Raw genomic sequence first — 26,082 nt, 5'->3', positions numbered from 1 at the left:
CCACCACCGCGCAGCGAGGACCCCACCCGCGCCATGGCCTACGCGATCACCCAGACCTGCTGCAACGACGCCTCCTGCGTCTCCGTCTGCCCGGTCAACTGCATCCACCCGACCCCGGACGAACCGGAGTTCGGCACCACCGACATGCTGTTCATCGACCCCGCCGCGTGCATCGACTGCGGTGCCTGCGCGGACGCCTGCCCGGTCGACGCGGTGTTCCCCGTCGACCGGCTGCGCGGCCCCGACACCGTGTTCGGCGACCTCAACCGGGACTGGTACCGCGACCACCCCAGCGACCACGCCTGGGGCGCGCCGACCTTCCCGCGCAGTCTCCCCGACGGCCTCGGCACCCTGCGCGTCGCCATCGTCGGCACCGGGCCCTCCGCCGGCTACACCGCGCAGGAGCTGCTGCGCAGCACCGGCGCCGAGATCACCATGATCGACCGGCTGCCCGTCACCGGCGGCCTGCTGCGCCACGGCGTCGCGCCCGACCACCAGTCCACCAAGCGGATCGCGGAGAGCTTCGCCAGCGTCTTCCACGACCCCAGGCTGCGGATGCACCTCAACGTGGAGGTCGGCACGGACCTCACCCACGAGGAACTCGCCGCCCACCACCACGCCGTCGTCTACGCGGTCGGCGCGGCCGCCGACCGGCGGCTCGGCATCCCCGGCGAGGACCTGCCCGGAAGCCTGCCCGCGACCACCTTCGTCGGCTGGTACAACGCCGAGCCGACGGTGCCGGCCGACGCCGTGGACCTGACCGCCGAACGGGCCGTGGTCGTCGGCAACGGGAACGTCGCCGTCGACATCGCCCGCATCCTGCTCACCGACCCGGACCGGCTCGCCGCCACCGACATCGCCGACCACGCCCTCGCCGCGCTGCGCCGCAGCCGGGTGCGGGAGGTCGTGCTGCTCGCCCGGCGCGGGCCCGGACAGGCCGCGTGGACCAGGGCGGAGTTCCTCGCGCTGCGGCGCCTGCCGGGCGTCGAGGTGGTGGTCGAGGACCACCCGGAGGTGCGGGCGGCGATCGAGACGGCGGCGCCGGACTCGCAGGCCGCACTGCTGGCCGGGCTGCCGCTGGTGCCGTTCGACGGAGGCGACGCACCGCGGCCGGGGCGCCGGATCGTGCTGCGCTTCCTGTCCGCGCCGACCGCCCTGAGCGGGGCGGCGGAGGCGGACGGGTCGGTCGCAGCGGTACGGCCCGGAGGTGCCGGCGCTTCCGGGGCGGTCGGTGTGGTCGGTGCTGCCGGGGCGGTCGGGCGCGGGCGGGTCGAGGCCGTGAGTGTCGTCCGGACCACCATGGCGGCCGGCGACCGGGCCGAGCCCACCGGGGAGACGGATGTCCTCCGGGCCGGACTGGTCGTGCGGTCCATCGGTCACCGGGGCGTGCCGGTGCCGGGCCTGCCCTTCGACGAGCGGACGGCGACCGTCGCGCACCAGGGCGGCCGGGTCGTCGACCCGGCGACGGGGCGGCCCGTGCCGGGGACGTACGTGGTCGGTTGGGCCAAGCGCGGACCGTCCGGCGGGATCGGCGCCAACCGGGCCTGCGCCCGCGAGACCGTGGACGCGCTCCTCGACGACGCCGCGGCCCGGGTGCTGGCCGCCCCGGCGGGGACCCGCAAGGACCTCGACCGCCTCGTCCACCGCCGCCGCCCCGACGCCGTCGGCCTCAGGGAGCTGCGCGCGGTGGACCGTGCGGAACGCGCCCGGGGAGAAGCCGAGGGCCGCCCCCGGGTGAAGCTCGCCACCGTCCCGGACCTCCTGGCAGCCTCTCGCCGGAAGTAGGCGAGCCCGGGCGGGTGGGGCGGCCTCAACGAATATGTAGGCCGGTCTACAGATTCATTGCTCATGGGGTAGAGGGCTGAGCCCGTGCGTCGCACGGTGGGCGCGAGAAGTCGGACCGGCCGACTTCTCGCGCTCTTGCCTGCGACCGGGCGGGATGAAAGCGAATATGTCGGTCGGTCTACATAGTCACTGTTGCTGGGTCGAAGATGGGCCAGAGCGCGTAGGAAGTCGGCTGGGTCGACTTCCTACGCCAGCGCGGCTGCGGGCCCATTCCTGTAGACCGGTCTACATAATTCCCCCCCCGCGTAGCAATTTGGGCCCGTGGCGGGGTTGATGCCGGGGCCGTGGGGTTGACACCGCCGTGTCCCGGTGTGGGTGGGGTGCGTTGGGTGGGTGTGAGTGGTTTTGGGGTGATGCCGGCGTCTCGACGGGAGCCGGTCGAAGAAACGTTCCTGCAGGACGCTGAGAGCTCGCTGCAGTTCGAGCCGGACGCGCCCATCTATGCCGAACTGGCACGGGCGTGGCGGGCCGAGGGGCGGACGGTCCCCGGGTTGCCGGATCCGGTGTGGGAGGCGCTCGCCGAGCCGGGCGGGTACGGGTGACCGGCAGCAGGAGCGGCCCTCAGCCTGAGCGCTCTGCTTCCGGGTCGGCTTCCGGGGCGAGATCCGGGTAGAACTGCCGGGCCCAACGACGGAACAGCCCGATAGACCGTTCCCCGGGGACGAGCCGCGGCTGTGCCAGGTACCGCTTGTGGGCCAGGACCGGCCGGTCCTGCTTGATGATCCGTACGGAGGCCTGCAGCGCCACCCAGGAGGCCAGTCGGTCGGCAGCCCCGGAGACCAGACCGGAGAACGGGCCGGAGGCCCCACCGGTGAGGTCGACCGTGCCCGCCGTGCCACCGGTGGAGCCGGTCGCGACCGCGAACCGCACCCTGGTCCGCCAGGGCCCGACCGGCGTCGGCAGCACCCACACCCGCAACGTGGCCCCCAGCTCCGGCAGTTCGGCGACCAGCCGCATCATCCCGAGCCCCGCCAGCGTCACCGGCTGGTCCAGGGCGACCGCCCCCAGCCCGGGGAACCGGGTGGTGGTGCGCTGGTGGACGGTGAACAGCGGTCCGTCGACCTCGGGCGGCGCCGTCTCCCGGGTGTCCAGCCCGTGCAGCACGGCGACGTGCCGGAAGTCCACGCTGTTCTCCATCACCTCCTGCGGGTGGGAGAGCACTTCGCCGCTCCACCACGCGCGCGGCCGCACCCCCACCGGCGGCGGCAGCTGCCAGGTGGGCGGCCCGTCGTCGGGTCCGCTCCAGACGAACAGTGCGCCGTCGCGTTCGCACAGGTGGCGTCCGGTCAGTCCGGCCCGCAGCAGGGCGCCGTCCGGCGCGCCGGTGCAGGAGCCGTCCAGGCCGAAGGCGAAGCCGTGGAACGGGCAGACCAGTTCCTCGCCGCGGACGGTTCCGCCCGCCCCGAAGTGCGCGCCCAGGTGCGGGCAGTGCGGCCCGATCGCGCGCACCACGCCCCGCCCGGTCCGGTACAGCACCACGTCCTCGCCCATCAGCCGGGCCGTGCGCACCCGCCCGGGCGGCAGGTCCCGTACGCGGCCGACGCAGAACCAGCCGCTCGGGTACGGCAGCGGGGCGGGGCGGTCGGCGCGCTGGGCCATCGGTCACCTCTTCGGCTCGGGTCCTGCCGGGCACGTCTCCCGGGCCGGCTACCCCGCGGGATCCGGGCCGACCACTGGTCCGGCCGGTACGGCCCGCGGCCCGGTGGCCGGGCGGGCGGCCGGTTTGACGGCGGTGTGCACGTACCAGGCGATGTACTCCCGGACCGCGTACATCTCCACCGTGGAGCGGAGGTTGAGCCAGCGCGCCGGATCGCCCACCCGACGCAGCACCGCCCACGGCAGGCGGAAGTACGCGTACACCGCCTCCGAGGTGGGCTCGTAGTACGGCGTCGCGTCCAGCGCCTCCTCGACCTCGAAGCCGGCGTCGGCGAGCAGCTGCGGCATGTTGCGGGCGTGGTAGATCTTCGCGCCGGGGAACACCATGGCGTCCAGGTACGGTTCGAGCACCGAGCGGGCCTGCGGGGTGAGTTCGTCCAGCGGAACGGTGCTCATCGGGCCGAGCAGCACCAGCCGCCCGCCCGGGCGCAGCACCCGGTGGAACTCGGCCAGCGCGCGCGGCGGGTCGTAGGAGTGGACGAGCGTCTCCATCGAGTACGCGCCGTCGAAGGTGTCGTCCTCGAAGGGGAGTCGGTGGTAGTCGCCCCAGGAGAACGACGGCGGAGCAGCGGCCCTGGCTCCGGCCCTGGCCCCGGCTCCGCCCCCGCCCGCGGCCCGGGCGCTGAGCCGGCGGGCCTCGGCGAGGTGGATGTCGAGGACGTCGACGCCGGTCACGGCGAGCCCGAACCGGTCCGCCATGGCCCGTGCCACCACCCCCGCCCCGCACCCGGCGTCGAGCACCGAGGCGCCGGCCGGCAGTGCCAGCTTGCGGCCGAGCACGTCCTCCAGCTGCCGCTGGGCCCGCCACAGCCGCCACTTCGACTGCCCCGGTTCCGTCCACCCCCAGTGGCGGGCGTTCCTGGCCACCCGGGTGTAGAAGAGCCGGCTGCCGGTGCGCCCGTAGACCCGGCGCAGCCCGGTGAGATCGAGTTCCTGAGCGCCCATGCGGTCAAGCTAGCCGCGGGCCGCGGTTCCATCCGGTCGCGCCACGCGCGGAGGGCTCGCGGGGCGCGATAGTGCGGTCGTAGGACCAGCTGATCACGAGACTGGTCTGTTCGGCCCGGGGTGAGACCCGCGGGCGCCGCAACCTCCCTGGCCGCGCGGCCTTGAACCGCCACGAACCGGCAACGAACCGGCCATGAACCAGCCGTGAACCGGCCATGAACGACAACCACGTGCCGCTCGGCGCCCGGCCGGGTCTCTCGCCGGCGGCGGACACCCGAGCGGCTCCCGACCGCCACATCACCAAGGCGCGCCACGTCGTGGCGATCGACGGTCGCCGGGTCGCGCCGATCGAGGCGACCGAACTGATGGCGCTCGCCGACATGCCCGATGCGGCGGTCGTGTCGGGGAGCCGGCGGGGCCACCGGTCGGAGAGCGCGGGGAACCGGGACTTCGCGGCCACACTCCGACTGCGGCCCGAGGAGGCCGGCGTGGTCGGGCCGCCCGTCGTCCTCGGGGTGGAGAGCCTCCGCCGGGCGCCGGGCCGCCGCGGCGGCGAGGGCCGACTCGGCCTCGCGGGAGTCCAGTGCATCGACGGATTCCAGCGGCTGGTCCCGATCGCCCACCTCGCCCGCGAGCTGCCGCCGGAGGTGCCGGCCCGGGCGGTCCTCCGGGTCGCCATCGTCGCCGGGGAAGATCGCGACCGGATCCGCGAACTGTGTGACGAAGCCGCCCATCGCCTCGACCCTCTCGTACCCCGGGACGACCTCGCGCGGTGTCCGCGCCTCCTCGTCGTGCGGGAGGAGTCCCGGAAGGAGGGCGGCTACTTCGATCCGCGGCGGGGCATCCTGGCCGGACCGCACCCGGTCGGGTGGACGGACCTCATCCACGACCGGCTGCCGGCGGAGACCGACCGGATCGCGCACCTGCTGATCGCCTCCTACGAGCGCCTGCGCGGGTCGAACCACATGTTCGAGTCGGCGGCACCCGAGCGCGACCTGTGGCCGGAGCTGGCGGACGCCGTCCTGGGTCGGTCGTCGCCGTCACTGCTGCCAGGGGCGCCGCAGCTCCTCCCAACGGGCCGCCTGGGGCTCGGTGAGCCGGCCGCGGAGGGCGGCGAGTTTGAGGAGCTGGGCCTCGGCGTCGGCGCCGAGGGGCTGGGCCTCGGCGCGGTAGTGGTCGGTGAGCAGGGCGTCGAGTTCGGGGCGGGTGAGGGCCGGGTCGAGGCGCTGGGCGAGTCCGGTCATGGTGCGGTAGGAGCCCTGCAGGAGGAACGGCGGCTCGGTGCGGGTGCGGTCGTCCTGGGCGGCGGAGGCGAGGTAGGCGCGGTTGACGTCGAGGACGGTGGCGCGCAGGTGGAGCAGGCCGGCGAGGGTGGCGGTCATCCGTTCGACCTCGGCGGCGGGCCAGGAGCCGGTGAGGGTGCCGGGGGAGGCGCCGGGGGTGCCGGCCGCGCGGGCGAGCAGGGTGTCGAGGTCGGCGCGGTCGGCGGTGGCGAGCGGGGCGAGGTGGGGGTTGGCGGGGAGGGCGTTCTCGACGAAGCTGAGGGCGAAGAGGTCGTCGCGCCCGGCGATGACGTCGCCGAGGTTCCAGACGTCGGCGCGGTTGGCGAGCATGTCGGGCAGTCGGAAGAGCCGGCCGGACTCGGTGTACGGGTTGGCGGCCATGACGACGGCGAAGCGCTTGCCGCGCAGGTCCCACTCGCGGGCCTCGCCGTCCCAGACGCCGTCGATCCTGCGCTGGGCGTCGCAGAGCGGGATGAAGCGCTGCAGGAACTCGGGCGAGGTGTGCTGGACGTCGTCGACGTAGAGCAGCACGTTGCTGCCCGCGTGGAGGGCGAAGTTGAGCTTCTCGAGCTCGCGCCGGGAGGTGGCGTCGGGGGCCTCGGCGGGGTCGAGGGAGGTGACCCGGTGGCCGAGTGCGGGGCCGCTGACGGTGACCAGCAGCAGGCCGAGCCGTTCGGCGAGGTACTCGACGAGGGTGGTCTTGCCGTAGCCGGGCGGGGAGACCAGGAGGAGCAGGCCGCTGCGGTCGACGGGGCCCCCGGTCGCGGTGCCGAGCTGCTTGGCGAGGTTGTCGCCGACCAGCGGCAGGTAGACCTCGTCGATGAGCCGGTTGCGGACGAAGCCGTCGAGCGGGGCCGGGCGGTACTGGTCGAGCCGTAGCCGGGCGTGCTCGGTGGCGAGCAGATCGCCGCGCAGGCGTTGGTAGGCGCGGTACCCGGGGGCGTCGTCCCGCTCGAACTCGGCCACCCGGGCGAGGAGTTCGTCGAGACGGAGGTCGAGGGCGCCGGCGCTGACGCGGGGGTGGTCGCCGAGGAGTCCGGTGGGCCGGGCGGTGACGGCGCCGTCGGCGGGGCGGCGCGGCAGGTCGGGGCAGAGGAGGACGGCGGTGGCCTCGGCGAGGTCGGCCGGGTCGGCGTCGGCGCTGCCGGAATCCAGCCAGGCCCGGGCGAGTTGGCGACGGGCGGGGAGGAGCTCGGGCTCGTCGGGGAGGGCGGCGAGGGCCTCGGTGAGGCCGGCCGACTCGGCTGCGGCGCGGAACTTGTCGAGCAGGGCGGACGCCCCGGGCGATAGCGCGAACGCCGGTTCTGCGGAGGCGAGTTCGGCCACCAGATAGGGGCCGGCACCGGCTGGGTCGCCAGCGCCGCCCGCGGGCTGGCCGCCGGGGCGGGCCCCGGGCAGCACCTCGGCCGCGAAGTCGGCTACGGCGGAGTCGAGTTCGGCGGCGAGCGCGTCCAGGGCCGGGACGGCGCCGAAGGCCTGGCGGGCGAGGCCGAGCGACCGGGCCCGCGTGTGCCACACCAGTCGCTGCCGCTGGTCGGCTCCGTGCGCCCAGTACAGCTGCGCGGCTGCCCGGGCGGCCGCCGGGTGGCGCAACAGGCCCGCCTCGGCGTGGAGTTCCAGCAGGGTGCGCAGCAGCAGCGCCGCGTCGTGGTCGTGCACGCCGCGCTGGTAGCCCTCGTCGGGCCGCCGTTCGACGGCGCGGCGGACCACCTCCAGCAGGTCGCCCTCCGCCCGGAGCGCGTCCAGCCCGTTCGGCCCGCCCGACCCGCCCAGGCCCTTCGGCCCGTCGAGCCCGCCCAACACGCCCGACCCGCCCGACCCGCCCGACCCGTCCAGCGCACCAGGGCCGCCGAGCCCGCCCGCCCCACCGGCCCCACCCGCCTCGGCCGCCAGCAGCAGGCTCGCGGCGAGGTACTCGGCCCGGTAGAGCGCGGGCGTCTCGGAGGGCAGCGGCCGGTCCCAGTACCGCTCGGTGGCGGCGAAGGCGGGGTCGGTGACGGGGGAGCGGTAGTCGGTGCCGGTGAGGGTGAAGGCGGGGCGGCCGCGCCAGGGGACGAGGGTGAGTTCGGGTCGGTGGGTGGTGACGGCGAACAGGTGGCGGCCCAGCCGCAGGGTGCCGGGGCCGTCGCCGGCGAGTTCGGCCCGGTCGCGCAGCGCGCGGTGGGCGCGGCTGCGGGCGGCGCGCAGCCGTCCGGTCAGCTCCTCGGCCCGGACGCGGTCGCCGAGCGCGGTCAACTGGGCGGCGAGGTAGCGGAGTTTGACGGCGGTCGGATCGGCGGCGAGGGCCGCGTCGATCTCGGCGGGAGCGTCCAGGGCGGACAGCCGGCGGTGCAGGGTGTCGAGGACGCGCTCGGCGGAGGCGGCGAGCCGGTCGGCGCGGCGGGCCCGTTCGTCGAGCAGGTGCTGGCGGCGGGCGGTGAGGGCGTCGTGGACGGCGGTGCGCCGCTCGGTGAGCTGTTCGCCCAGGGCGGGGTCGGCGTCGGCGAAGCGGGTCTCCAGCTGCTCGATCCGCAGCAGGAGCCGGCCGAGCTGGTCGTCGCAGTCCTCGGGGGTGTCGGCGGCGGCGAGCGCGGCGGTGGTGGCCTGGGCGAGCAGGGCGGTTTCGGCGGCGAACTCGGCGGCGGCCTCGCGGGTGCGCAGTTCGCGGCGGCGGACGGTGAGGGTGGCGCGGGCGCGGTTGAGCAGGCCGAGGACGTCGGCGAGCCGGTCGAGGATGGCGGTGCGGGTGGTGGCGTCGGCCAGGTCGAGGGTGCCGACGAGTTCCGAGACGGTCTGCAGCGTCTCGCCCTGTTCCGTGAGCCGCGCGGCCAGCGGGTCGGCCTCGGCGGCGGTGGCGATGACGGCGCACCGGTCGGCGAGTTCGTCGGCGCGCCGCCGGTGCGGGGCGAAGGCGTCGGGTTCGGCGAGCCGGTCGACGGCGCGGGCGGCGGCTTCGGCCAGGCCTTCGGCGAGGTGGGCGGCGAGCGCGTCGATCCGGTCGGGGTCGGTGCGGGGCTGGTCGCGCAGGGCCTCGACCCGGCCCTGGGCACGGCGCAGCCCGGCGAGCCGGTCGACCCATTCGGTGGCGTCGGCGAGGGTCTCGCCGCGGGCGGTGCGCAGCAGGCCCTCGACGTGTTCGGCGCACTCGTCGGTCTGCCGGGCGGCGTGCGCGGTGAGTTCGGCGACGGCCTCGTACTCGGCGATGACCTGCCGGGCGGTGTCGCGGATCTCGGCGAGCGGCGCGGCGAGGTCGCCGAGGCCGGGCTGGCCGAGCCAGTGGTGCCGGTCGGCGGTGCGGGTGCAGGCGGCGAGGACGGCCTGGTGCCCGGCGGGGGTGTCGGCGCCGGCGGCGGCCAGCCGGGCCAGCGAGAGGCAGTCGGCGAGGCCGCGGACGAGGTCGGCGTTGCCGATGCGGGCGAGCGGCCCGGTGCCGGGCGGCTGGGCGGCGGCGTACTGCTCGCTGGTGAACGGGGTCTGCCACAGCTGGACGGGGTGCAGCCGGGTGGGGCCGCCCTCGGCCGGTCGCAGCGCGATCAGGGTGCCGTCGGGGAGCAGCGCGTACCCCTGGCAGGGCAGGGGGGCGGCGGTGTCCTGGCGGACGCTGTTGTACGGCTGGAGCAGGGTGCGGCCGTCGGCGGGGGAGCGGAACTCGTACAGCACGTCCTCGCCGTTGGGCGAGACGAGGGTGCGTTCGTAGGCCAGGCCGTCGACGGGCTGGTCGAAGGTGCGGACGGTGCCGTCGGCGAGGTGGTGGCCGCCGGGGAAGGCGACGCCCTGGTCGGCGGGCAGCCGCAGGCAGGCCTGGCCGAGCGCGTCGATGCGGGTGATCCGGCCGGTGGGCAGGTGGCAGACGAGGTGCCGGACGGTGTGCTCCTGGTAGGGGCGCACGCGCACCAGCAGCAGGGGGCCGAGCCGGGTGTGGGCGATCTGCGCGTCGGCGAGGGTCTGCAGGGTCTCCGTGAGCGGCTCGTGGTGCAGGTCCCGGCCGTCGGGGGTGCCGAGGGTCAGCCGGCCGCCGTCGACGCCGATCCGCAGATCGCCGCCGAGGTCGGCGCGGGGCGGGCTGCCGGGGGCGCCGGGCAGCTGGTCGTCGCGGGTGAGGGCGGTCCAGGCGAGCTGTTGTCCGTCGGCGGGGGTGTGGTCGCGTTCGCCGCGGCCGTCCTGGTAGACGGGCCAGCCGTGGTCGGCGAGCTGCCAGCGCAGGGCCCGGACGTCGCTCGCGGCGGGGCCGGTGCGGAAGACGGCGAGCAGCCGGCCGCCGACCGGGCGGAGCCGTTCCAGCCGGGCGTCGCGGAAGTAGCGGCGCAGGTCGGCGAGGTCCTGGCGCAGGCGCGGGTCGTCCAGCAGGGTGCCCTCGACGCGGGCGGGGGTGAGGTCGGGGTGGTGGAGGCTGAGGACGTCGGCGAGGCCGCCGGCCGTGCCGCCCGGCCCAACGGTGCCCGCGGGGCTCTCCGCGTCGGACGGCGATGCGGCGGAAACCGGGGACCCGGGGGACGCCGGGGAGCCGGGGGACGCCGGGGAGCCGGGCGCAGGGTCGGGGGAGCCGCCGCCCGGCCGGGTGCCGAGCAGCAGCAGCCCGCCGGTGGCGGTGAGGTCCTGCGGGAGGCGCTCCCGCTCGGTGGTGAGGCGGCCGGTGCCGGTGAGCCGGAGCAGGCCGCCGCCGAACTCCGCCACCCGGCGGGCGTTCAACGCCTGGGCCCGGTCGGCGAGTTCGGCGGCAGACCGGGCGAGCCGGCCGCGCAGGACCTCGTAGGTGCCGGCGTCCGGCCGGGCGTCGAGGGGGTCCACGTCAGTTCCTCGGTCTCGTGCGTCGCGATGGTGCGGTACGTGCGGTGCGTGCGGGTGCGGGTGCGGGTGCGGGTGCCGCGCGAAGCGGTGCTGGTGCTGGTGCTGGTGCCGGTGCCGGTGCCGGCGCGGGTGGGGTGCGGTGCGGCCGTCCGTCGCCGGCCGCACCCCCCCGCACCGGTGGTTCACCTGCTGCCGTTGACCGCCGCCAGCGACCCGACCGGGGTCTCGGCGAGGCCGAGCTTCTGAGCGGTGGACAGCAGCTGGCGCAGCTGTCCGGCCTGCTCGCCGCCGCCCGAGCCGATCATGCGCATCAGCAGCGCGGACACCGTCAGGTTCTGCACGTCCGCGGTGGAGACCGAGGAGAGCACCCTGGTCAGGTCCTCGGTGAAGCTGGCGCTGCCGTCCAGCCAGGGGGCGGCGAGCGCCTGGGCGGTCTGCGAGTGGCCGACGAAGGCGTCGACGCTCTTGGCGGCCGTCACCGACTGCACCAGGCGGTCGAAGAACACCCCGTCCCCGCCCACGATGTCGATCTTGGCCTTCTCGAGGCCGGCCGCGACCAGCGCCGCCTGGGCCTCGGCGATCTGCCGCTGGGCGTCGAGCCCGGCCAGCCGGACGTCCTTCTCGGCCGCGAGCCGCAGCCGGTACTCCTCGTGCCCGCGCGAGGCCTCGTCGAGCTTGGCCATCGCCGCGGCCTTCTCGGTCAGGCCCTCGGCCTCCGCCTTCAGCCTGGCGCCGACCTCCAGGGCGGCGGCCTTCGCCTTCTCGGTCTGGACGACGGCCTCGGCGCGGCCGACCTTCTCCACCGCGGCGGCCTCCTGCTCGCGCACCTGCACCTGGGCCAGACCCTCGGCGGCGGCCTCCGCCCGGATGCCCTCGGCCATCCGGATCTTGGCGGTCGCGTCCAGTTCGGCGGCCTGCTGACGGGCCTCGGCCATCACCAGGGCCTCGCGGGCCTTGTGCGAGGCGGCCTGCTCGGCGGCCTCGGCGGCCTTGATGTCCTTGACGAGCCGCTCCTGCGCCTCCGCCTCGGCCTGGATGACCACGGCCTTGCGCACGCGCTCCGCCTCCTCGGTGGCGCGCAGCGTCTTGACGGCCTCCTCCTGCTCGGCGACGGTCCGCTCCACCGCGACCCGCTCGCGGACCACGTCGGCGACCTCCCGCCGGCGGGACTCGACCTCCTTCTGCTTGGCCATCGAGGCGAGTTCGGTCTCCCGGTCGCGGCCGATGACCTCCAGCAGGCGGTCCTTCTCGATCCGCTCGTTCTCCACGGCGATCACCCGCTCGCGGTTCTTCTGCGCCACCGCGACCTCGCGGGCCTGGTTCTCCCGCTGCACGCCGAGCAGCTCCTCGGTGCGCAGGAACGCGGTCTGGGCGTTCAGCCGCTCCTCCTCCTGCACCCGGGCGATCACCGCGTCCTCCTTGGCCCGCAGCGTCTCGATCTCGCGGCGCTGGCGGATCTCGGCGTCGGCCTGGCGGCGTTCGAGTTCCAGGACGGTCTCCCGGGCGTCCACGTTCTGCCGGGTGATCTCCTTCTCCTCGGTGCGCTGGTACTCGTTGGTGCGCACGTGCTCGATCGCGGTCAGCTCGGTGATCTTGCGGATGCCCTGGGCGTCCAGGATGTTGTCGGCGTCCAGCTGGCTCATCGGGGTCTGCTCGAGGTGGTCGATGGCCGCGTCCTCGAGGGTGTAGCCGTTGAGGTCGGTGCCGATGACCGCGATGATCTGGTCCCGGAACTCGTGCCGGTGGGTGTAGAGGTCGGTGAAGTCCAGTTGCTTGCCGACGGTCTTCAGGGCCTCGGCGAACTTGGCGGCGAAGAAGTCCTGGATGGCGGCCGGGTCGCTCGCCCGGACGGTGCCGATCGACTGCGCGACCTTGACGACGTCCTCGACGGTCTTGTTGACGCGCACGAAGAACGAGATCCGGATGTCGGCCCGGATGTTGTCCCGGCAGATCAGCCCGTCCCGGCCGGCCCGGTGGATCTCGACCGTCTTGGCGGTGATGTCCATCAGTTCGGCCTTGTGCAGGATCGGCAGGACGATCGCGCCGGTGAACGTGACGTCCACCTTCTTCGTCCGGGAGACGATCAGTGCCTTGCCCTGCTCGACCTTCTGGAACAGGCGTCCCACGAACAGCAGCAGGGCGAGCACGATGAGCAGGACGACGGCGACGAGAACGCCGAAACCCACGGCGATGGTGTCCATCACGGAGTCCTTTGACGAGATGGTGCGAAGGTGAGAGGTGGTCGGTGGGGCGGTGTGGTCGGGCGGTGCGGGTGGTGGGAGGCGCCGGCCGGAACGGCACGGGGGCACGGGCGGTCCGGGGGCGGCCGGTCCGGGGGGGGGCGGTGCACCGGCCCTCCTGCCCGCCCGCGCAGGCCGGGAGCCCGGGAGCCCGGGAGCTCTACCCGTCGGGGAGGTCCGGGTCGAACGGCGCCACCAGGAAGTGCTCGCCGTCGGTGTCGTAGTCGAAGATCAGCGCGGTGCGGCCGGCCGTCAGCCCGGGCTCGTCGCCGAGCGTCCGGACCTGGACGGTCGCGGTGGAGCCGTCCCAGGCGGTCACCTCGGCCTGTCCGAAGCCGGTCGTCACCCGGCCGGTCCGGACCACGCAGACGCGGCCGACGAAGTCCCCCCGGGTCACCGGGCGGTCCTCGGGGAACAGCCGGGACAGCGGCCGGACGAGCAGCCGCGTGCCCGCCCACGAGGCGACCAGCGCCACGGCGAACACGCCGCCGCGGGCCGGCGCCCCCGAGGTGAGGACGGTGCCGGCGAGGCTGACGAACCAGGCGAGCGCGACCAGCAGCGAGACCGCCACCGTCACCGGCACCCCGCCGAGGCCCAGCGCGCCCAGCACACCCCCGTGGTGATGGGCGCCGCGACCCTCGCCGTCGTGTCCGCCCCGCTCGCCGGAGCCCCCGTTCCCCCCGTGCGCCGCGCTCCCCCCGGGCGCGGCACGCCCCCCGTTCCCCCCGTGGGCCGCGTGCCCCCCGCCACCGTGCCCGCCATGACCGGCCCCGAGGTGCCCGCCATGACCGGCCCCGAGGTGGTGACCGGCCCCCAGGTGGTGTCCGGCGTCGAGGTGTCCGCTGCCGTGCCCCGCGTGCGGGGCGTGGAAGCCCAGCCCGCCGAGCAGCATCAGCAGCCAGTAGCCGACGACCACCACCAGCGCGAAGCTGAACAGCGCCGTCGGGAAGGCCAGCGCGGCCGCGAAGAAGTCCCCCGTCCCGGCCACGCCCCCCACCTCTCCGACGGCGCCGCACCTCGGCGCCACGGAGATCGTGACAGCGGACGGGCCGTCCGCACATTGCCAGGACCCGGCAATCTTTACGGCCTGTTGACACCCTGGAACGAGCGTTCCGCCCGCCACCGGAACGGCCCGGCAACAGGACGGCTGCAGAACCGCGACAGCGACCCGGTCCCGCCGCCCCGCGCCGCGGACGCCCCCGAGGCCCGCCGGCCCCGCGTTCCCGCCGTGCCGCCCCCGCTACAGCGGCTCCTCCGGCCAGTTGAGAAGCCGGGCCCCCATCGCCGCCGTCTCCAGGGTGAAGCGCTGCAGCGCGTCCGACGGGTCGTACCCGGTGAGCGCCTTGATCCGTTCCAGCCGGTAGCCGAGCGTGCGCACGCTCAGTCCCAGCCGGCGGGCCGCCTCCGCGTTCACGTACGCCGCCTCCGCCTGCACCGCGATGGTCTCCAGCAGCGGACGGGCGCCGCCCCGTGCCTCGCTCAGCGGGCCCAGCACGCTGCGCACCAGGTCGGCCATCGCGGCCCGGTCGCGCATCAGCACTGGGAACACCAGCAGTTCCTCGGCCTTCAGTTGGCGTGCCGGGAGGTCCAGCCGGCTCGCGTAGTCCAGTGCGTCCAGGGCCTCCTCGTAGCTGCGCAGGACCCCGCTCGCCCCCGAGTGCCGGCGCCCGGTCGCCACCCGCAGCACCGGGCGGTAGCCGGGGCCGGGGCGCAGCGTCAGGTCCGCGAACGCCTCCAGCACGGCCCGCTCGGAGTCCGGGGCGATGCACACCAGCCGGCCGTCCTTGCTGGCCAGCAGGACGTCCCGTTCGCCGAACCGCCCCACCAGTTCCCGTTCCACCCGGTTGACGAGCGGGTGGACGTCGGCGAACGGCTGGTCGCCCACCGCGACGGCCACCGTGTAGGCGCCCGCGAGCCGCAGCCCGAACCGCTCCGCGCGCTCGGCCAGCAGGCCGAGGTCCGCCCGGCCGTACAGCAGGTCGTCGATGAACTCCCGCCGGGCCGCCTCCTCCTGGCGGACCGCCATGCGCTGTGCGCGCTCGTGCCCCTCGCCGAGTGCGGCGAGCGCGGCGTCGGCGGCGGTCAGCACGGCGTCGCCCATCCGCCGCAGCTCGCCGACGGCGCTCGCGGCGGTGATGCCCGGCAGCGTCTGCCAGGCCCGCCGGGTGGCCGACAGGCAGTGCGAGACCAGCTCGCGCAGCCCGTACCCGGCCTCGGCGCTGTGCTCGCCCAGTGCGCGCAGGCGGTCCAACTCGTCGCGGCGCAGCAGTCTCCCGGTGCGGGAGACGTCGGCCAGCAGTGTGAGGTACACCTCGGCCAGTTCGGCCGGTACGTCGTGCGCCATCCCTTCGGACATCGCCGTGCTTCGCCCCCCGTGACACCTGATGATCCGGCATGATCCGGCGCGGAACCCTAGCAGGATCCATACGGCCCGAACCGTTGCGGGGTGGGCTCCCGGTCTGCTGCCGCCGGAGCCGCGGCCAGGGCCGACGGACGTGCCGGAGAGCGGACGCGCCGCCGTTCCCGACCCCGCCGTTCCCGCGGACCCCGCCACCCCGAACCCGTCGCTCCCGCGGACCCCGCCACCCCGACCCCGCCGTTCCCGCGGACCCCGCCGCCCCGACCCCCGCTCGGGGCCCCGCCTCACCGCTCCCGCCACCGCCTCCGTCAGGGCTCGCGGAAGTGCAGCACGAAACGGGCGCTGCTGCCGTCGATCCGCCGCCGTACGTAGAGCGCCGGCGCGCCGTCCGGGGTGCAGCTGACGCCCTCGCGGACCAGCAGGGCGGTGCCCGGCGGGACGCCCAGCAGCTCGGCGTCGGTGAGGTCCGCGCCGACCGCCCCGAAGGCCCGCCAGTCGTACTCCAGCTTCACCCCGGCGGCCCGGGCGAGGTCCAGCACGAGGTTCCCGGGCCGTCCGGGGCGCACCAGGTCGGCCGGGAGCGGGCCGAACGGCACCCAGTAGCTGCACGCGGCGCGGGGCCGCCCGCCGAGGCGGATGACGGTGTCCACCCGGGACAGTTCGGCAGTGCCGCGCCCCAGCTGCCGGGCTGCCTCCTCGTCCTCCGCCGAGCCGGCCACCGGCGGGGCGCCCAGCACGAACTCGCCGTCGCCGCCCGGCGCGTCGGGCAGCGCGGTGTGCACGCTGCCCAGGTCGAACCGCTGGCTGCGCGGGTCGACCGCGATCGACACGCGGACGGCGGGCGGGCGGACGAAGGTGCCCACGCCCCGCCGGATCTCCACCACGGCGGCGCGCTCCAGCTCCGCGACCGCCTGCCGGACGGTCAGCCGGTTCACCCCGAACTCGGTGCTCAGCTCGGGCTCGCTCGGCAGCCGGGCGCCGGCCGGGTAGGTGCCGGCGTCGATCCGCTCCTGGAGGCGCCGGGCCAGCCGGCGGTAGAGCGGGGTATCGGGAGGGTTCGTCGCCATACGCCCGATCCTACGAAGCCTCCCTCCGTTCGACGGGACTCGTGCGCGGGAGTGGGATGGAGGGGTGTCGCGGTCCGCGTCGGCTTGCCCGGCACCCCGGGGAGGGGCTAGACATCTAGACGTCTAGATGTCCTGCTCTTCCCTCGTCCGGCTCCACCCGAAAGGCCCGCGCATGTCCCTGGTCAACTTCCGCGACCCCGCCGTCCTCAGCGACCCCGACGGCCGGCGGATCCGCCCCGGGGTGCTGTTCCGCTCCGCGCAGCCCTTCCCGGCCGCCGACGAGGCCACCGTCGCCCAGCTGCGCGGCTGCGACATCCGCACCGTCGTCGACCTGCGCGACACCCGCGAGACCGACCCCGCCGACTGGGCCGCCGCCGAGGCCGCCGGGATAGCCGTCGTCGCCGCCCCGGTGAACCCCGCCACCGACGGCCTCACCGAGCGGATGCGCACCATGGCCACCGCCGCCGACCTCGGCGACTGGTACGTGCTCCTCGCCGAGTCCGCCCCCGGGGCCGTCGCCGCCGCCGTCGAGGCCGCCGCCCGCCCGGGCGCCGTCCTGCTCCACTGCGCCGCCGGCAAGGACCGCACCGGCCTGCTGACCGCCCTGCTGCTGGACCTCCTCGGCGTGCCCGCCGAGCGGATCGTGGCCGACTACGCCCGCACCGCCGACGCCCTCCCGCAGATCTTCGCCGGCCTCGCCGAACGCCACCGCACCGCGCTCAACGACCGGAAGGCCCGCGTCACCGACTCGGCCGGCCGTGAACTCGCCATCCCCGCACCGCTGCTGGAGGCCCCGGCCGAGGCGATGGCCGTCTTCCTCGACCGCGTCCGCACCCGTCACGGGGGCGCCGAAGCCTTCCTCCCCGCCTGCGGCGTGCCCACCGCCACCCTCGCCGCCTTCCGGGCCAAGGCGGCCGTCGTGACCGTCTGACGACGCCGGCCCGGGGCCGGGGACGCCGCACGGCGCTGCCCCCGTCCCGGGCCTGCGCCCGACCCTGGCCCTGCCCCGGCGTACGTTCGGGCCCTTCCTTGCCCGGCCTGCGCCCCCGTCCGCGGCCCGGACCCCGCCGCCGCGAAGGGACCCCCGACGCCGGCCCCGGCGCCCCGGCGGCAAATCCCGTTGCGGCGGCGCCCGCCCCGCTGGCAGCCTGCGATCCACCCGCACGGGGGCGAGGGGGACAGGAACCGATGACCGCGCTGCGCGAGATCCGCGCCGACTTCGACGACCGGACGATCGTGCTGTACCAGGCGTACGCGCCCGCCGTCGCCGAACCGGCGCTGGCTGCCGGGCGCTTCGTACCGCCGTTCTCCTTCGGGCGGATGACCTGGATCAAGCCGTCGTTCCGCTGGCTGATGCACCGCAGCAACTGGGCGCAGAAGCCGGGCCAGACCCGGGTGCTGGCCGTCCGGATCACCCGCGAGGGCTGGGAGGAGGCGCTCGCCCGGGCGGTGCCGACCACCGCGGACCCGGCCGGACTCGGGCGCGCCGAGGTGCACGTGCAGTGGGATCCGGAGCGGACGCTGCGCGGGGCCGCTCTCAACCACTACAGCATCCAGGTGGGCGTCGGCCGCTCGCTGATCCGCACCTTCGCCGAGGAGTGGGTCACCGGCATCACCGACCTCACGCCACGGGTGCACCGGATCGCCGCGCTGGTCCGCACCGGGCAGTCGGCGAGGGCCCAGCGCCTGCTGCCGCCCGAGCGGCCGTACCCGGCACCCGCCGCGCTCGCCGCCCGCATCGGCCTCGGCTGACGGCGTACGGCGTACGGCGTACGGCGGACGTCTGACGGCTGACGTCCGGCCACCCGATCGTCAGCAGTCCGGCCCGCTCGGCCTGGCCTCGCCGCCCCGCCCGCCGGCCCCGGGCAGCACCGCCACCGCGAGCAGCGGGAACACCGCCGCCAGCCCGTACGCCCAGCCGTACCCCGCGGCCCCGATCAGCGCGCCGGCCGTCGGCGCCACCCCGGCCGCGACGGCGTTCTGCACGGTGGTGTGCACCCCGAGCGCCCGGCCCGCCCAGGCGCCGCCCGCGTACTCGGCGACGGCGGTGAAGGACAGTCCGTTGGTCGAGACCGTCAGCACCCCGGCGGCCATCAGCGCCGCCGTGGCGGCCGCCGAGTGCGCGAGCGCCCCGGTGGCGAGTGCGGCCAGGACGGCCGCCGCGGTGAGCGCCAGCCGCCGCATCGGGCCGGTGCGGCTGCCGGCCAGGTCGGACCACCGCCCGGCCGCGAGCCGTGCGCCCGCCCCGGCCACCTGCACGCCGGCCAGCAGCGGACCGGCCGTCGACGGGGACCAGCCGCGTTCGTCGACCAGGAAGACCAGGGCGAAGACCGACACGGTGAACTGAGGCACCACCAGCAGCGTGGCCGCCCCGTGCAGCCTCCACAGGACCGGGGTGCGGTACGGATTGGCCGCCCGGCCGCCGGCGCCCGGTCCGGGCCGTGCGGGATCGCGGACCACCGCCGCGACCAGCAGCGCCGAGGCCGTGCTCAGCGCCCCGAGGACCGCGAGCGCCGTGGCCCGTCCGTGCGCGGCCAGCGGCGGCAGCAGCAGGGCGGCCAGCGCGACGCCCAGCGGCAGCGAGGTCTGCCGCAGGCCCATCGCGAGGCCGCGCTGCCGGGCCGGGAACCAGCCGAGGATCAGCCGCCCGCTCGACGCGTGGGCGGAGGCCCCGGCCGCGCCCGCCAGCAGGAAGCACGCGCCGAGGGCGACCGTCCCGTGCACCGTCGTCGCGGCCAGCAGCACCAGCCCGCCGAGGCCGAGGCCGGAGGCCAGGACCCACCGCTCGCCCCACCGGTCCGCGGCCGCGCCCCAGGCGGTGAGCGTCAGGACCAGCCCGGCGGTCGGGCAGGCGGCCAGCAGCCCGGCCTGCGACAGGGAGAGGCCCTCGTCGCGCAGGGCGGGGATCAGGTAGGGCAGGCCGAACTGGAACGCGCAGCCGGAGATCATCGCGACCATGCCGACGGCGAGCACGATCCACCGCTGCCGGCCGTCCTGGTCGTCTCCCATGCGTCGCAGCTCATCAGAGGGACGGGCGATCCGGCAGGTGTGTCTACCAGTTGGACGGGGCGGCGGACCGGCCCGCCGGCGACCACCCCGCTCCGCCCGTCACGCCGACCGCTCGCCGAGCCGCCGTGGCGGCTCCACACCGCCCCGTCAGGGCTGCCGCACCAGGACCGCGACGCAGACCGCGACGCAGACCGCGCGCCGCTGCCGTACCGAGACCGCACGCCGCCCCGTCACGGTTGCTCCGCGATCTCCCCGATCCGCATGATCCGGCCGTGCGAGTCCAGCACCACGTCGTACGCGTTCCCGTAGCAGCCCTCGGTGCTCCCCGGGTCCCGCTCGCCCAGGCACTCCTCCAGGTGGCCGAGCACCTCCTCCAGCCGCACCGGCTTCGTCGGGTCGACGTTCGGCCGGTCCACCAGGCTGGCCTCGACCCCCGCCGACGCGAAGCCGTAGCGGGCCGGTTCGCCGGAGGCCTCGTAGCGGGCCTCGTCGCAGAGGTAGCGCGCGGGCTGGGCGACGACCTCCGTGCCCTCCACGGCGACGACCACCAGGACGGTGTGGCCCGGGCGTTCGGTCGGGGTCGGGGTGGCGCACTCGACGACCGGCGCGGGGGAGGTGTCCATGGTGGGCTCGGGGCCGCCGAGGTCCCCGTCTTGGTCGTCCTCGTCGTCGTACGCGCCGTCCGCGACGGCGGCGGCCGAGGCGGCGGCCACGGTGGGCGCCGAGTCGGCGGGGGTGCAGGCGGAGAGGGTCGCGGCTGCAGCGGAACAGGTCAACAGGGCGGCGAGGAGGGTTCGGTGCACGGCCATGGCACTAGTGTCTCCGAGCGGCGGGCGGACGTCGTCACCCAGGTCTCACGCCCGGTGCACGGGGCGTGGTTCCCGCCCCCGCCGGACGTGCGGATCCGGCGGGGGCGGGGGTCTCAGGGGGTGGGGGTCTCGGGAGACGGGCGCCTCAGGAGGCGGGGAGGCGGCCACCGCCCCGGGCCGGCCCGCGGCCGGCCTCAGCGCACCGGCTCGGCCACCGGCCGCGGCACCTCGTACGCCTCGCGCACCCGGGCCTGCGCCCCGGCCCCGGCCCCGAGGTGGTCGAGCCCCAGCAGCGCGGCGCCCAGCACCGGCGGTGCGACGACGACCCGCGGACGGGCCAGCGGGGCCGCCCGCGCCAGCCGGGCCGTCAGGTTGTCCAGCAGCAGCGGCTGCCGGGAGGCGAGCACTCCGCCGCCGAGGACCACCGGGGCCGGGCTGTCGAGCAGGTCGAGCCGCCCGAGCGCCACCACGGCCAGCCGGACGATCTCGTCGGCCTGCCGGTCGATCAGCTCCAGCGCGACGGCGTCCCCGTCCCGGGCGACCGCGAACAGCACCCGGACGATCTCGTGCAGCCGGTCGGGCGGCAGCTGGCCGAGGTGGACGGCCTCGGCCACGGCGCCGGCGCTGGGCAGCCCGAAGTGCGCGGCGATGGCGGGGGCGAGCGCGGTGGGCCCGCCGCGCCCGTCCTCGGCGCGCACGGCGTGCCACATGCTGGTGGCGGCGAGGCCGGAGCCGCCGCCCCAGTCGCCGGTGAGCTCGCCGAGGGCGGGGAAGCGGGCGGTGCGGCCGTCGGGCAGCAGGCCGACGCAGTTGATGCCGGCGCCGCAGACCACGGCGACGCCGCGCGGGCCGTCGGTGCCGGCCCGCAGCAGGCCGAAGGTGTCGTTGACGACGGTGTTGCTGGCGCCCCAGGGGTGGGCCTCCAGCGCCCTGCGCAGGCCCTCCTCCTCGACCGGCAGGTCGGCGTTGGCGAGGCAGGCGCTGACGTGGCTGGTGAGGACGCCGTTCCAGGACGGGTGGCCGGCCGCGGCGGCGGCCTCCCGCACGAGCGGGGCGAGGCCCGCGACGGCTGCGGCGCCGCCGATCCGCTGGGGTGCGAAGCCGCCGCCGCGGGCGGTGCCGCGGACGGTGCCGTCGAGCCCGATCAGGGCGACATCGGTCTTCGAGTTGCCGGCGTCGATGGCGAGGACGCCGGGCAGGAGTGGTTCGGGCTGGTGGGTCATCAGGTCCCCGCGGCTCGTACGTGGCCCGGCCGTGGTCGTCGGCCGGGGGTGCCCGGCCGTGTACCGGCCGGGGTGGTCGGTCTCCTCGCACCGGCCCGGCCCGCGACACCCTCGTCTCGCGGGCCGGGCCGTCTCCGGGGCGTCAGGCCCAGGCGAGGTGCTCGCGGTTGTGGGCGAGCAGCCGATCGGTGAGCCGGTCGGCGAGTTCGATCTGGCCGACCAGCGGGTGGGCGAGCAGGGCGTCGAAGACCCGGTCGCGGCCGCCGTGCAGGGCGGCGTCGAGGGCGAGGTGCTCGTAGGCGGTGACGGCGGCGACGAGGCCGGCGTAGAGCGGTTCGAGCGGGCGCTGGGGCAGCGGGCGGACGCCGTCGGGGCCGACCTCGGCGGGCACCTCGACGACGGCGTCGTCGGGCAGGAACGGCAGCACGCCGTCGTTGCGGGTGTTGACGACCTGGACGGACGTCCCGCCGTCGGTGCCCAGCAGGGCGGCGATGAGCTGCACGGCGGCCTCGGAGTAGAAGGCGCCGCCGCGCTGGCCGAGCAGCTCGGGCTTGGTGTCGAGGGCCGGGTCGGCGTACATCTCCAGCAGCCGGCGCTCGATCTCGGCGACCTGGGCGGCCCGCGAGCCCTGGGCCCGCAGTTCCTCGACGACCGCGTCGTGCTGGTAGAAGTACCGCAGGTAGTACGAGGGGACGACGCCGAGGCGTTCCACCAGGGGCTGCGGCAGGTGGAGGTCCGCGGCGATCTCCTTGCCGAAGCCGCGGAGCAGTTCGGGCAGCACCTCGCGCCCGCCGGCCGCGCCCGGCGCGTCGAGCAGGGTGACCCCGCGCTCCCAGGTCAGGTGGTTGAGCCCGACGTGGTCCAGCCGGATCAGCTCCGGGGCGACGCCCAGGTGCGCCGCGAACTTGCGCTGGAAGCCGATGGCGACGTTGCACAGGCCGACGGCCTTGTGGCCTGCGCCCTGCAGGGCGCGGGTGACGATGCCGACGGGGTTGGTGAAGTCGACGATCCAGGCGTCCGGGTTGGTCCGGCGGACCTCCTCGGCGATGTCCAGGACGACCGGGACGGTGCGCAGGGCCTTGGCGAGCCCGCCCGCGCCGGTGGTCTCCTGCCCGACGCAGCCGCACTCCAGCGGCCAGGTCTCGTCCCGGTCGCGGGCGGCCTGGCCGCCGACGCGCAGCTGCAGCAGCACCGCGTCGGCGTCGGCGACGCCCGTCCCGACGTCGGTGGTGGTGGTGACGGTGGCCCGGTGGCCCTCCTTGGCGAAGATCCGCCGGGCGAGGCCGCCGATGAGCTCCAGCCGTTCGGCGGCCGGGTCGATCAGGACGAGTTCGCCGATCGGGAGGGTGTCGCGCAGCCGGGCGAAGCCGTCGATCAGCTCCGGGGTGTACGTCGAACCGCCGCCGACGATGGCCAGCTTGAGCGCGGACTTGCGTGCGGACATCAGCCCTTGACCCCTGTCAGTGTCACGCCTTCGATGAAGGCCTTCTGTGCGAAGAAGAAGAGGACGATCACCGGCGCCATCACCAGCAGGGTGGCGGCCATGGTGAGGTTCCAGTTGGTGTGGTGGGCGCCCTTGAAGGACTCCAGGCCGTAGGAGAGGGTCCAGGCGTCGTGGTTGTTGCTGGCGTAGATCTGCGGGCCGAAGTAGTCGTTCCAGCAGTAGAAGAACTGGAACAGCGCGACGGCGGCGATGGCCGGTCTGGCCATCGGCAGGACGACCCTGAGCAGGGTGCGCAGGTCGCCGCAGCCGTCGATCCGGGCGGCCTCGATGTACTCCTTGGGGATGGTCAGCAGGAACTGGCGCAGCAGGAAGATCGAGAAGGCGTCGCCGAAGGCCATCGGGATGACCAGCGGCCAGAGCGAGCCGCCGAGGCCGAGCTGCTTGGCCCAGAACAGGTACATCGGGATGACGGTGACCTGCGGCGGGAGCATCATCATGGCGATGACGGCCATCAGGGCGAGGTTGCGGCCGCGGAAGCGGAACTTGGCGAGCGCGTAGGCGACCGGCAGGCTGGAGACGACGGTCAGCAGGGTGCCGAGGCCGGCGTAGAGCAGGGTGTTGCGCCACCAGGTGAGGAAGCCGGGCGTCTCCCAGACCTTGCCGTAGTTGCCCCACTCCCAGGAGGTGGGCCAGTAGTCGGTGGTGAGCGCCTGCTGGTCGGTCATCACCGAGGTGAGGAAGGCGAAGACGAACGGCAGCAGGAAGAACAGGGCGGCGGCGATGGCCAGGGAGTGCACGGCGACCCAGTTGAGCAGGGCGCGGCGCCGGGCGGCCCGGGCGGCGGCCGTGCCGGGGGCGCGGGGGGTGCCGGCCGGGGAGGGCGCCTGGGTGAGCGTGGAGCTGAGAGTCATGATCGGGTCCTCACTGGTCCGCCGGGTCCGTCGATTGCTGCCGGCGAGCGCTGGGGCTTGTCTGACGATCCCTAGTCATCGCTCGCCGTGAAGCCGGAGTTGCGGCGGAGCAGGACCGAGGTGACGGCCATCGAGATGGCGAACAGCACCAGGGCGACGACGCACGCCGCGCCGTAGTTGAAGCGCTGGAAGCCGAGGTTGTAGACCATCTGCGGCAGGGTCCAGGTGGAGCCCTGCGGGAACCCGGGTTCGAACTGCTGGCCCGAGTTGCCCGCGATGCCGCCGGCGACCTTCCCGGCGACGATCGCCTGGGTGTAGTACTGCATGGTCTGGATGACGCCGGTGACCACCGCGAACATGATGATCGGGGAGATGTTCGGCAGCGTGACGTACCGGAACCGCTGGACGGGGCCGGCACCGTCCAGTTCGGCCGCCTCGTACTGCTCCCTGGGGACGTCGAGCAGGGAGGCCATGAAGATGACCATCAGGTCGCCGATGCCCCACATGGCGAGCATGGTGAGCGCGGGCTTGGACCAGTTCGGGTCGGCGAACCACCCGGGCTGCGGCAGCCCCAGCTCCCCGAGGAAGTGGTTGACCGGGCCGGTGCCGGGGTTGAGCAGGAAGGCGAAGGCGACGGTGGCGGCCACCGGCGGTGCCAGGTAGGGCAGGTAGAAGGCGGTGCGGAAGAAGCCGACACCGGTCTTGACCTTGGTGATCAGCAGTCCGATGCCGAGGCCGAAGGCGACCCGCAGGCCCACCATGACGACGACCAGCCACAGGGTGTTGCGCAGGCCCTGCCAGAACGCCGGGAGGTCGTTGAAGACGTAGTCCCAGTTCTGCAGGCCGTTCGGGGTGGGGGCGCCGAAGCCGTTGTACTTGGTGAAGGAGAAGTAGACGGTGGAGATCAGCGGGTAGAGGAAGAAGACCGCGAAGCCGATCAGCCAGGGGGAGAGGAAGGCGAGGGTGCGGGCCGCCTCCCGGCGGCGCTTCCGGCGCAGCAGGTGCTGCGTGGAGGGCGCCGCCGGGTCGGTGGGGCCGGTGCCCTTGCGGGTGCCGAGCGCGAGTGACATGGGAGCTCCGTGGGCGGTGCTGCTACTTGGCCTGGGCGATGGCCGAGTCGATCTCCTTGGCGGTGGCGGCCAGGCCGGCCTGGAGGTCGGCCTGCTTGCCGGACTCGTGGGCGTACCCGAGGTTCTGCAGGGAGACGATGTAGCCGCCGCCGTTGACGCTCGCCGGGGTGGTGCCCGAGCCGGGGTTCTTGGCGATGTCCAGGAAGGTCTTGAAGTTCGGGTCGCTGATCAGCTTCGGCGAGTTGAGCGCGTCGAAGGTGCTCGGCACGTTGTGGATGGCGTTGGCGAAGTTGACGACCGCGTCGGTGTCGGTGGTCAGGTACTTGACCAGCTCCCAGGCGGCGGCCTGCTTCTTGCTGCCGCTGGCGATGCCGATGATGGTGCCGGTCTGGTAGCCGCGGCCGTAGGTGGCGGCCTGGTCGTCCGGGACGGGGAACGGCGCGGTGGCCCAGTCGAAGTCGGGCTTGTTCTCGGCGAGCGAGGCGGTGCGCCACTCGCCGTCGATGGCCATCGCGACCTGGCCGGTGTGGAAGGGGTTCTTGGCGCTGAACTCCTCGCCGAAGGCGGAGCGGTACTTCTCCAGCTTGTCGTAGCCGCCGAGCTTGTCGACCAGGCCCTTCTGCCAGGTGAGCATCGCGCCGACCTTGGGGTCGGAGGCGATGTTGGACTTGCCCGCGGCGTCGAAGTACGTCGGGCCGTACTGGCCGAGGAAGTGCTCGGTGGTGGACTCGTAGCCGTGGTAGAGCGGCATGAACCCGAGCTGCTTGTAGCCGTCGCCGTCGGCGACGGTCAGCTTGGCGGCCGCGTCGGCGAACTCGCTGAAGGTCTTCGGCGGAGCGGTGATGCCGGCGGCGGCGAAGGCCTTCTTGTTGTAGTAGAGGCCGAAGGCGTCGCCGAGCAGCGGCAGGGAGCACTGGTTGCCCTGGAACTGCGTGTAGTCGAGCATCGCGGCCGGGAAGGTCTTGGCGGCGTCGATGCCGCTCTTGGCCAGGAGGGGCTTGAGGTCGGCGAAGGCCTTGGTCGAACAGAACATGCCGACGTTGTTGGTGGTGAAGGAGGAGACCACGTCGGGCGCGTCGTCGCCGCCGGCCCGCAGGGCCTGGTTGACCTTGTCGTCGGCGATGTTGCCGACGGCCTTGACGTGGATGTTGGGGTGGGCCTTCTCGAAGGCGGCGATGTTGTCGTTGATCGCCTTCACCTCGTTGTCCTGGCTCCAGCCGTGCCAGAAGGTGATGGTGACGTCCTTGCCGCTGGCCGAGTCGTCGTTGCCGCCCGCGTCGTTGCTGCCGGTGCAGGCGGTGGCGAGCAGGGCCAGGACGGCACCGCCGGTGACGGCGGCGAGCGTGCGGCGGCCTCTGCGGGAGGTGGTGGGGTGCACTTCGAGGTCCTCCTGGGGGTGCGCGGGCAGGCGTCATTGCCTCTGGTCCCGCGTTCGGGGGTTGGGGAGAGGTGGG

General features: G+C 75.0%; 18 protein-coding genes. 4 read left to right on the top strand and 14 right to left on the bottom strand.

What is annotated here, in order from left to right; translation table 11 throughout:
• The first annotated feature begins 33 nt into the window (after positions 1-33).
• On the top strand, positions 34-1,785 hold the full coding sequence (locus ACIA8Q_RS26845) for an FAD-dependent oxidoreductase (RefSeq protein ID WP_360215906.1): 1,752 nt from the start codon (positions 34-36) through the stop codon (positions 1,783-1,785).
• 413 nt (positions 1,786-2,198) lie between these two features.
• Positions 2,199-2,387: a hypothetical protein gene (locus ACIA8Q_RS26840; RefSeq protein ID WP_360215903.1), complete on the top strand. Its 189-nt coding sequence runs from the start codon at positions 2,199-2,201 to the stop codon at positions 2,385-2,387.
• A 19-nt stretch (positions 2,388-2,406) separates the two neighbouring features.
• Here ACIA8Q_RS26840 and ACIA8Q_RS26835 read toward each other — a convergent pair whose 3' ends face one another.
• From ACIA8Q_RS26835 to ACIA8Q_RS26805, 7 genes are all read right to left on the bottom strand, one after another.
• Positions 2,407-3,444: a Rieske 2Fe-2S domain-containing protein gene (locus ACIA8Q_RS26835; protein ID WP_360215900.1), complete on the bottom strand. Its 1,038-nt coding sequence runs from the start codon at positions 3,442-3,444 to the stop codon at positions 2,407-2,409.
• Positions 3,445-3,492: 48 nt separating this feature from the next.
• Positions 3,493-4,446: a methyltransferase domain-containing protein gene (locus tag ACIA8Q_RS26830; protein WP_360215897.1), complete on the bottom strand. Its 954-nt coding sequence runs from the start codon at positions 4,444-4,446 to the stop codon at positions 3,493-3,495.
• Positions 4,447-5,486: 1,040 nt separating this feature from the next.
• Positions 5,487-10,496: a DNA repair ATPase gene (locus ACIA8Q_RS26825; RefSeq protein ID WP_396317785.1), complete on the bottom strand. Its 5,010-nt coding sequence runs from the start codon at positions 10,494-10,496 to the stop codon at positions 5,487-5,489.
• A gap of 182 nt (positions 10,497-10,678) precedes the next feature.
• Positions 10,679-12,697, bottom strand: a complete 2,019-nt coding sequence (locus ACIA8Q_RS26820) for a flotillin family protein (protein ID WP_396317784.1) — start codon at positions 12,695-12,697, stop codon at positions 10,679-10,681.
• Positions 12,698-12,896: 199 nt separating this feature from the next.
• On the bottom strand, positions 12,897-13,724 hold the full coding sequence (locus ACIA8Q_RS26815) for a hypothetical protein (RefSeq protein WP_360215888.1): 828 nt from the start codon (positions 13,722-13,724) through the stop codon (positions 12,897-12,899).
• A 252-nt stretch (positions 13,725-13,976) separates the two neighbouring features.
• Entirely contained in the window at positions 13,977-15,092 is a 1,116-nt protein-coding gene (locus tag ACIA8Q_RS26810; protein ID WP_360215885.1) for a helix-turn-helix domain-containing protein, read from the bottom strand.
• 311 nt (positions 15,093-15,403) lie between these two features.
• A complete protein-coding gene (locus ACIA8Q_RS26805; protein WP_360215882.1) occupies positions 15,404-16,162 on the bottom strand; it encodes a GntR family transcriptional regulator in 759 nt (252 codons plus the stop codon).
• A gap of 172 nt (positions 16,163-16,334) precedes the next feature.
• On the opposite strand from ACIA8Q_RS26805, the gene ACIA8Q_RS26800 reads away from it, so the two are divergent.
• On the top strand, positions 16,335-17,093 hold the full coding sequence (locus ACIA8Q_RS26800) for a tyrosine-protein phosphatase (protein ID WP_360215879.1): 759 nt from the start codon (positions 16,335-16,337) through the stop codon (positions 17,091-17,093).
• 257 nt (positions 17,094-17,350) lie between these two features.
• Positions 17,351-17,914, top strand: a complete 564-nt coding sequence (locus tag ACIA8Q_RS26795) for a DUF4291 domain-containing protein (protein ID WP_360215876.1) — start codon at positions 17,351-17,353, stop codon at positions 17,912-17,914.
• Positions 17,915-17,974: 60 nt separating this feature from the next.
• Here ACIA8Q_RS26795 and ACIA8Q_RS26790 read toward each other — a convergent pair whose 3' ends face one another.
• The 7 genes from ACIA8Q_RS26790 to ACIA8Q_RS26760 form a co-directional block, all read right to left on the bottom strand.
• On the bottom strand, positions 17,975-19,171 hold the full coding sequence (locus ACIA8Q_RS26790; protein WP_360215873.1) for an MFS transporter: 1,197 nt from the start codon (positions 19,169-19,171) through the stop codon (positions 17,975-17,977).
• Between the two features lie 230 nt (positions 19,172-19,401).
• Positions 19,402-19,980 (bottom strand): hypothetical protein, encoded by a 579-nt coding sequence (locus ACIA8Q_RS26785; protein WP_360215870.1) that lies wholly within the window; start codon positions 19,978-19,980, stop codon positions 19,402-19,404.
• Positions 19,981-20,174: 194 nt separating this feature from the next.
• Positions 20,175-21,203, bottom strand: coding sequence for an N-acetylglucosamine kinase (locus ACIA8Q_RS26780; protein WP_396317783.1), 1,029 nt, complete (start codon positions 21,201-21,203; stop codon positions 20,175-20,177).
• A 142-nt stretch (positions 21,204-21,345) separates the two neighbouring features.
• Positions 21,346-22,647 carry a 6-phospho-beta-glucosidase gene (locus ACIA8Q_RS26775; protein WP_387905949.1) on the bottom strand — a complete coding sequence of 434 codons (1,302 nt, stop codon included), beginning with the start codon at positions 22,645-22,647 and terminating at the stop codon, positions 21,346-21,348.
• Positions 22,647-23,558: a carbohydrate ABC transporter permease gene (locus ACIA8Q_RS26770; protein ID WP_360215862.1), complete on the bottom strand. Its 912-nt coding sequence runs from the start codon at positions 23,556-23,558 to the stop codon at positions 22,647-22,649. Before ACIA8Q_RS26770 ends, ACIA8Q_RS26775 begins: the two co-directional genes overlap by 1 nt.
• Before the next feature lie 71 nt (positions 23,559-23,629).
• Positions 23,630-24,628, bottom strand: coding sequence for a sugar ABC transporter permease (locus ACIA8Q_RS26765; protein ID WP_360215859.1), 999 nt, complete (start codon positions 24,626-24,628; stop codon positions 23,630-23,632).
• Positions 24,629-24,650: 22 nt separating this feature from the next.
• Entirely contained in the window at positions 24,651-26,006 is a 1,356-nt protein-coding gene (locus ACIA8Q_RS26760) for an ABC transporter substrate-binding protein (RefSeq protein WP_396317782.1), read from the bottom strand.
• Positions 26,007-26,082: the final 76 nt, after the last annotated feature.

Source organism: Kitasatospora sp. NPDC051705, from assembly GCF_044453265.1.
Lineage (GTDB): Bacteria > Actinomycetota > Actinomycetes > Streptomycetales > Streptomycetaceae > Kitasatospora.
This window is presented reverse-complemented; position numbering and strand designations above follow the sequence as displayed.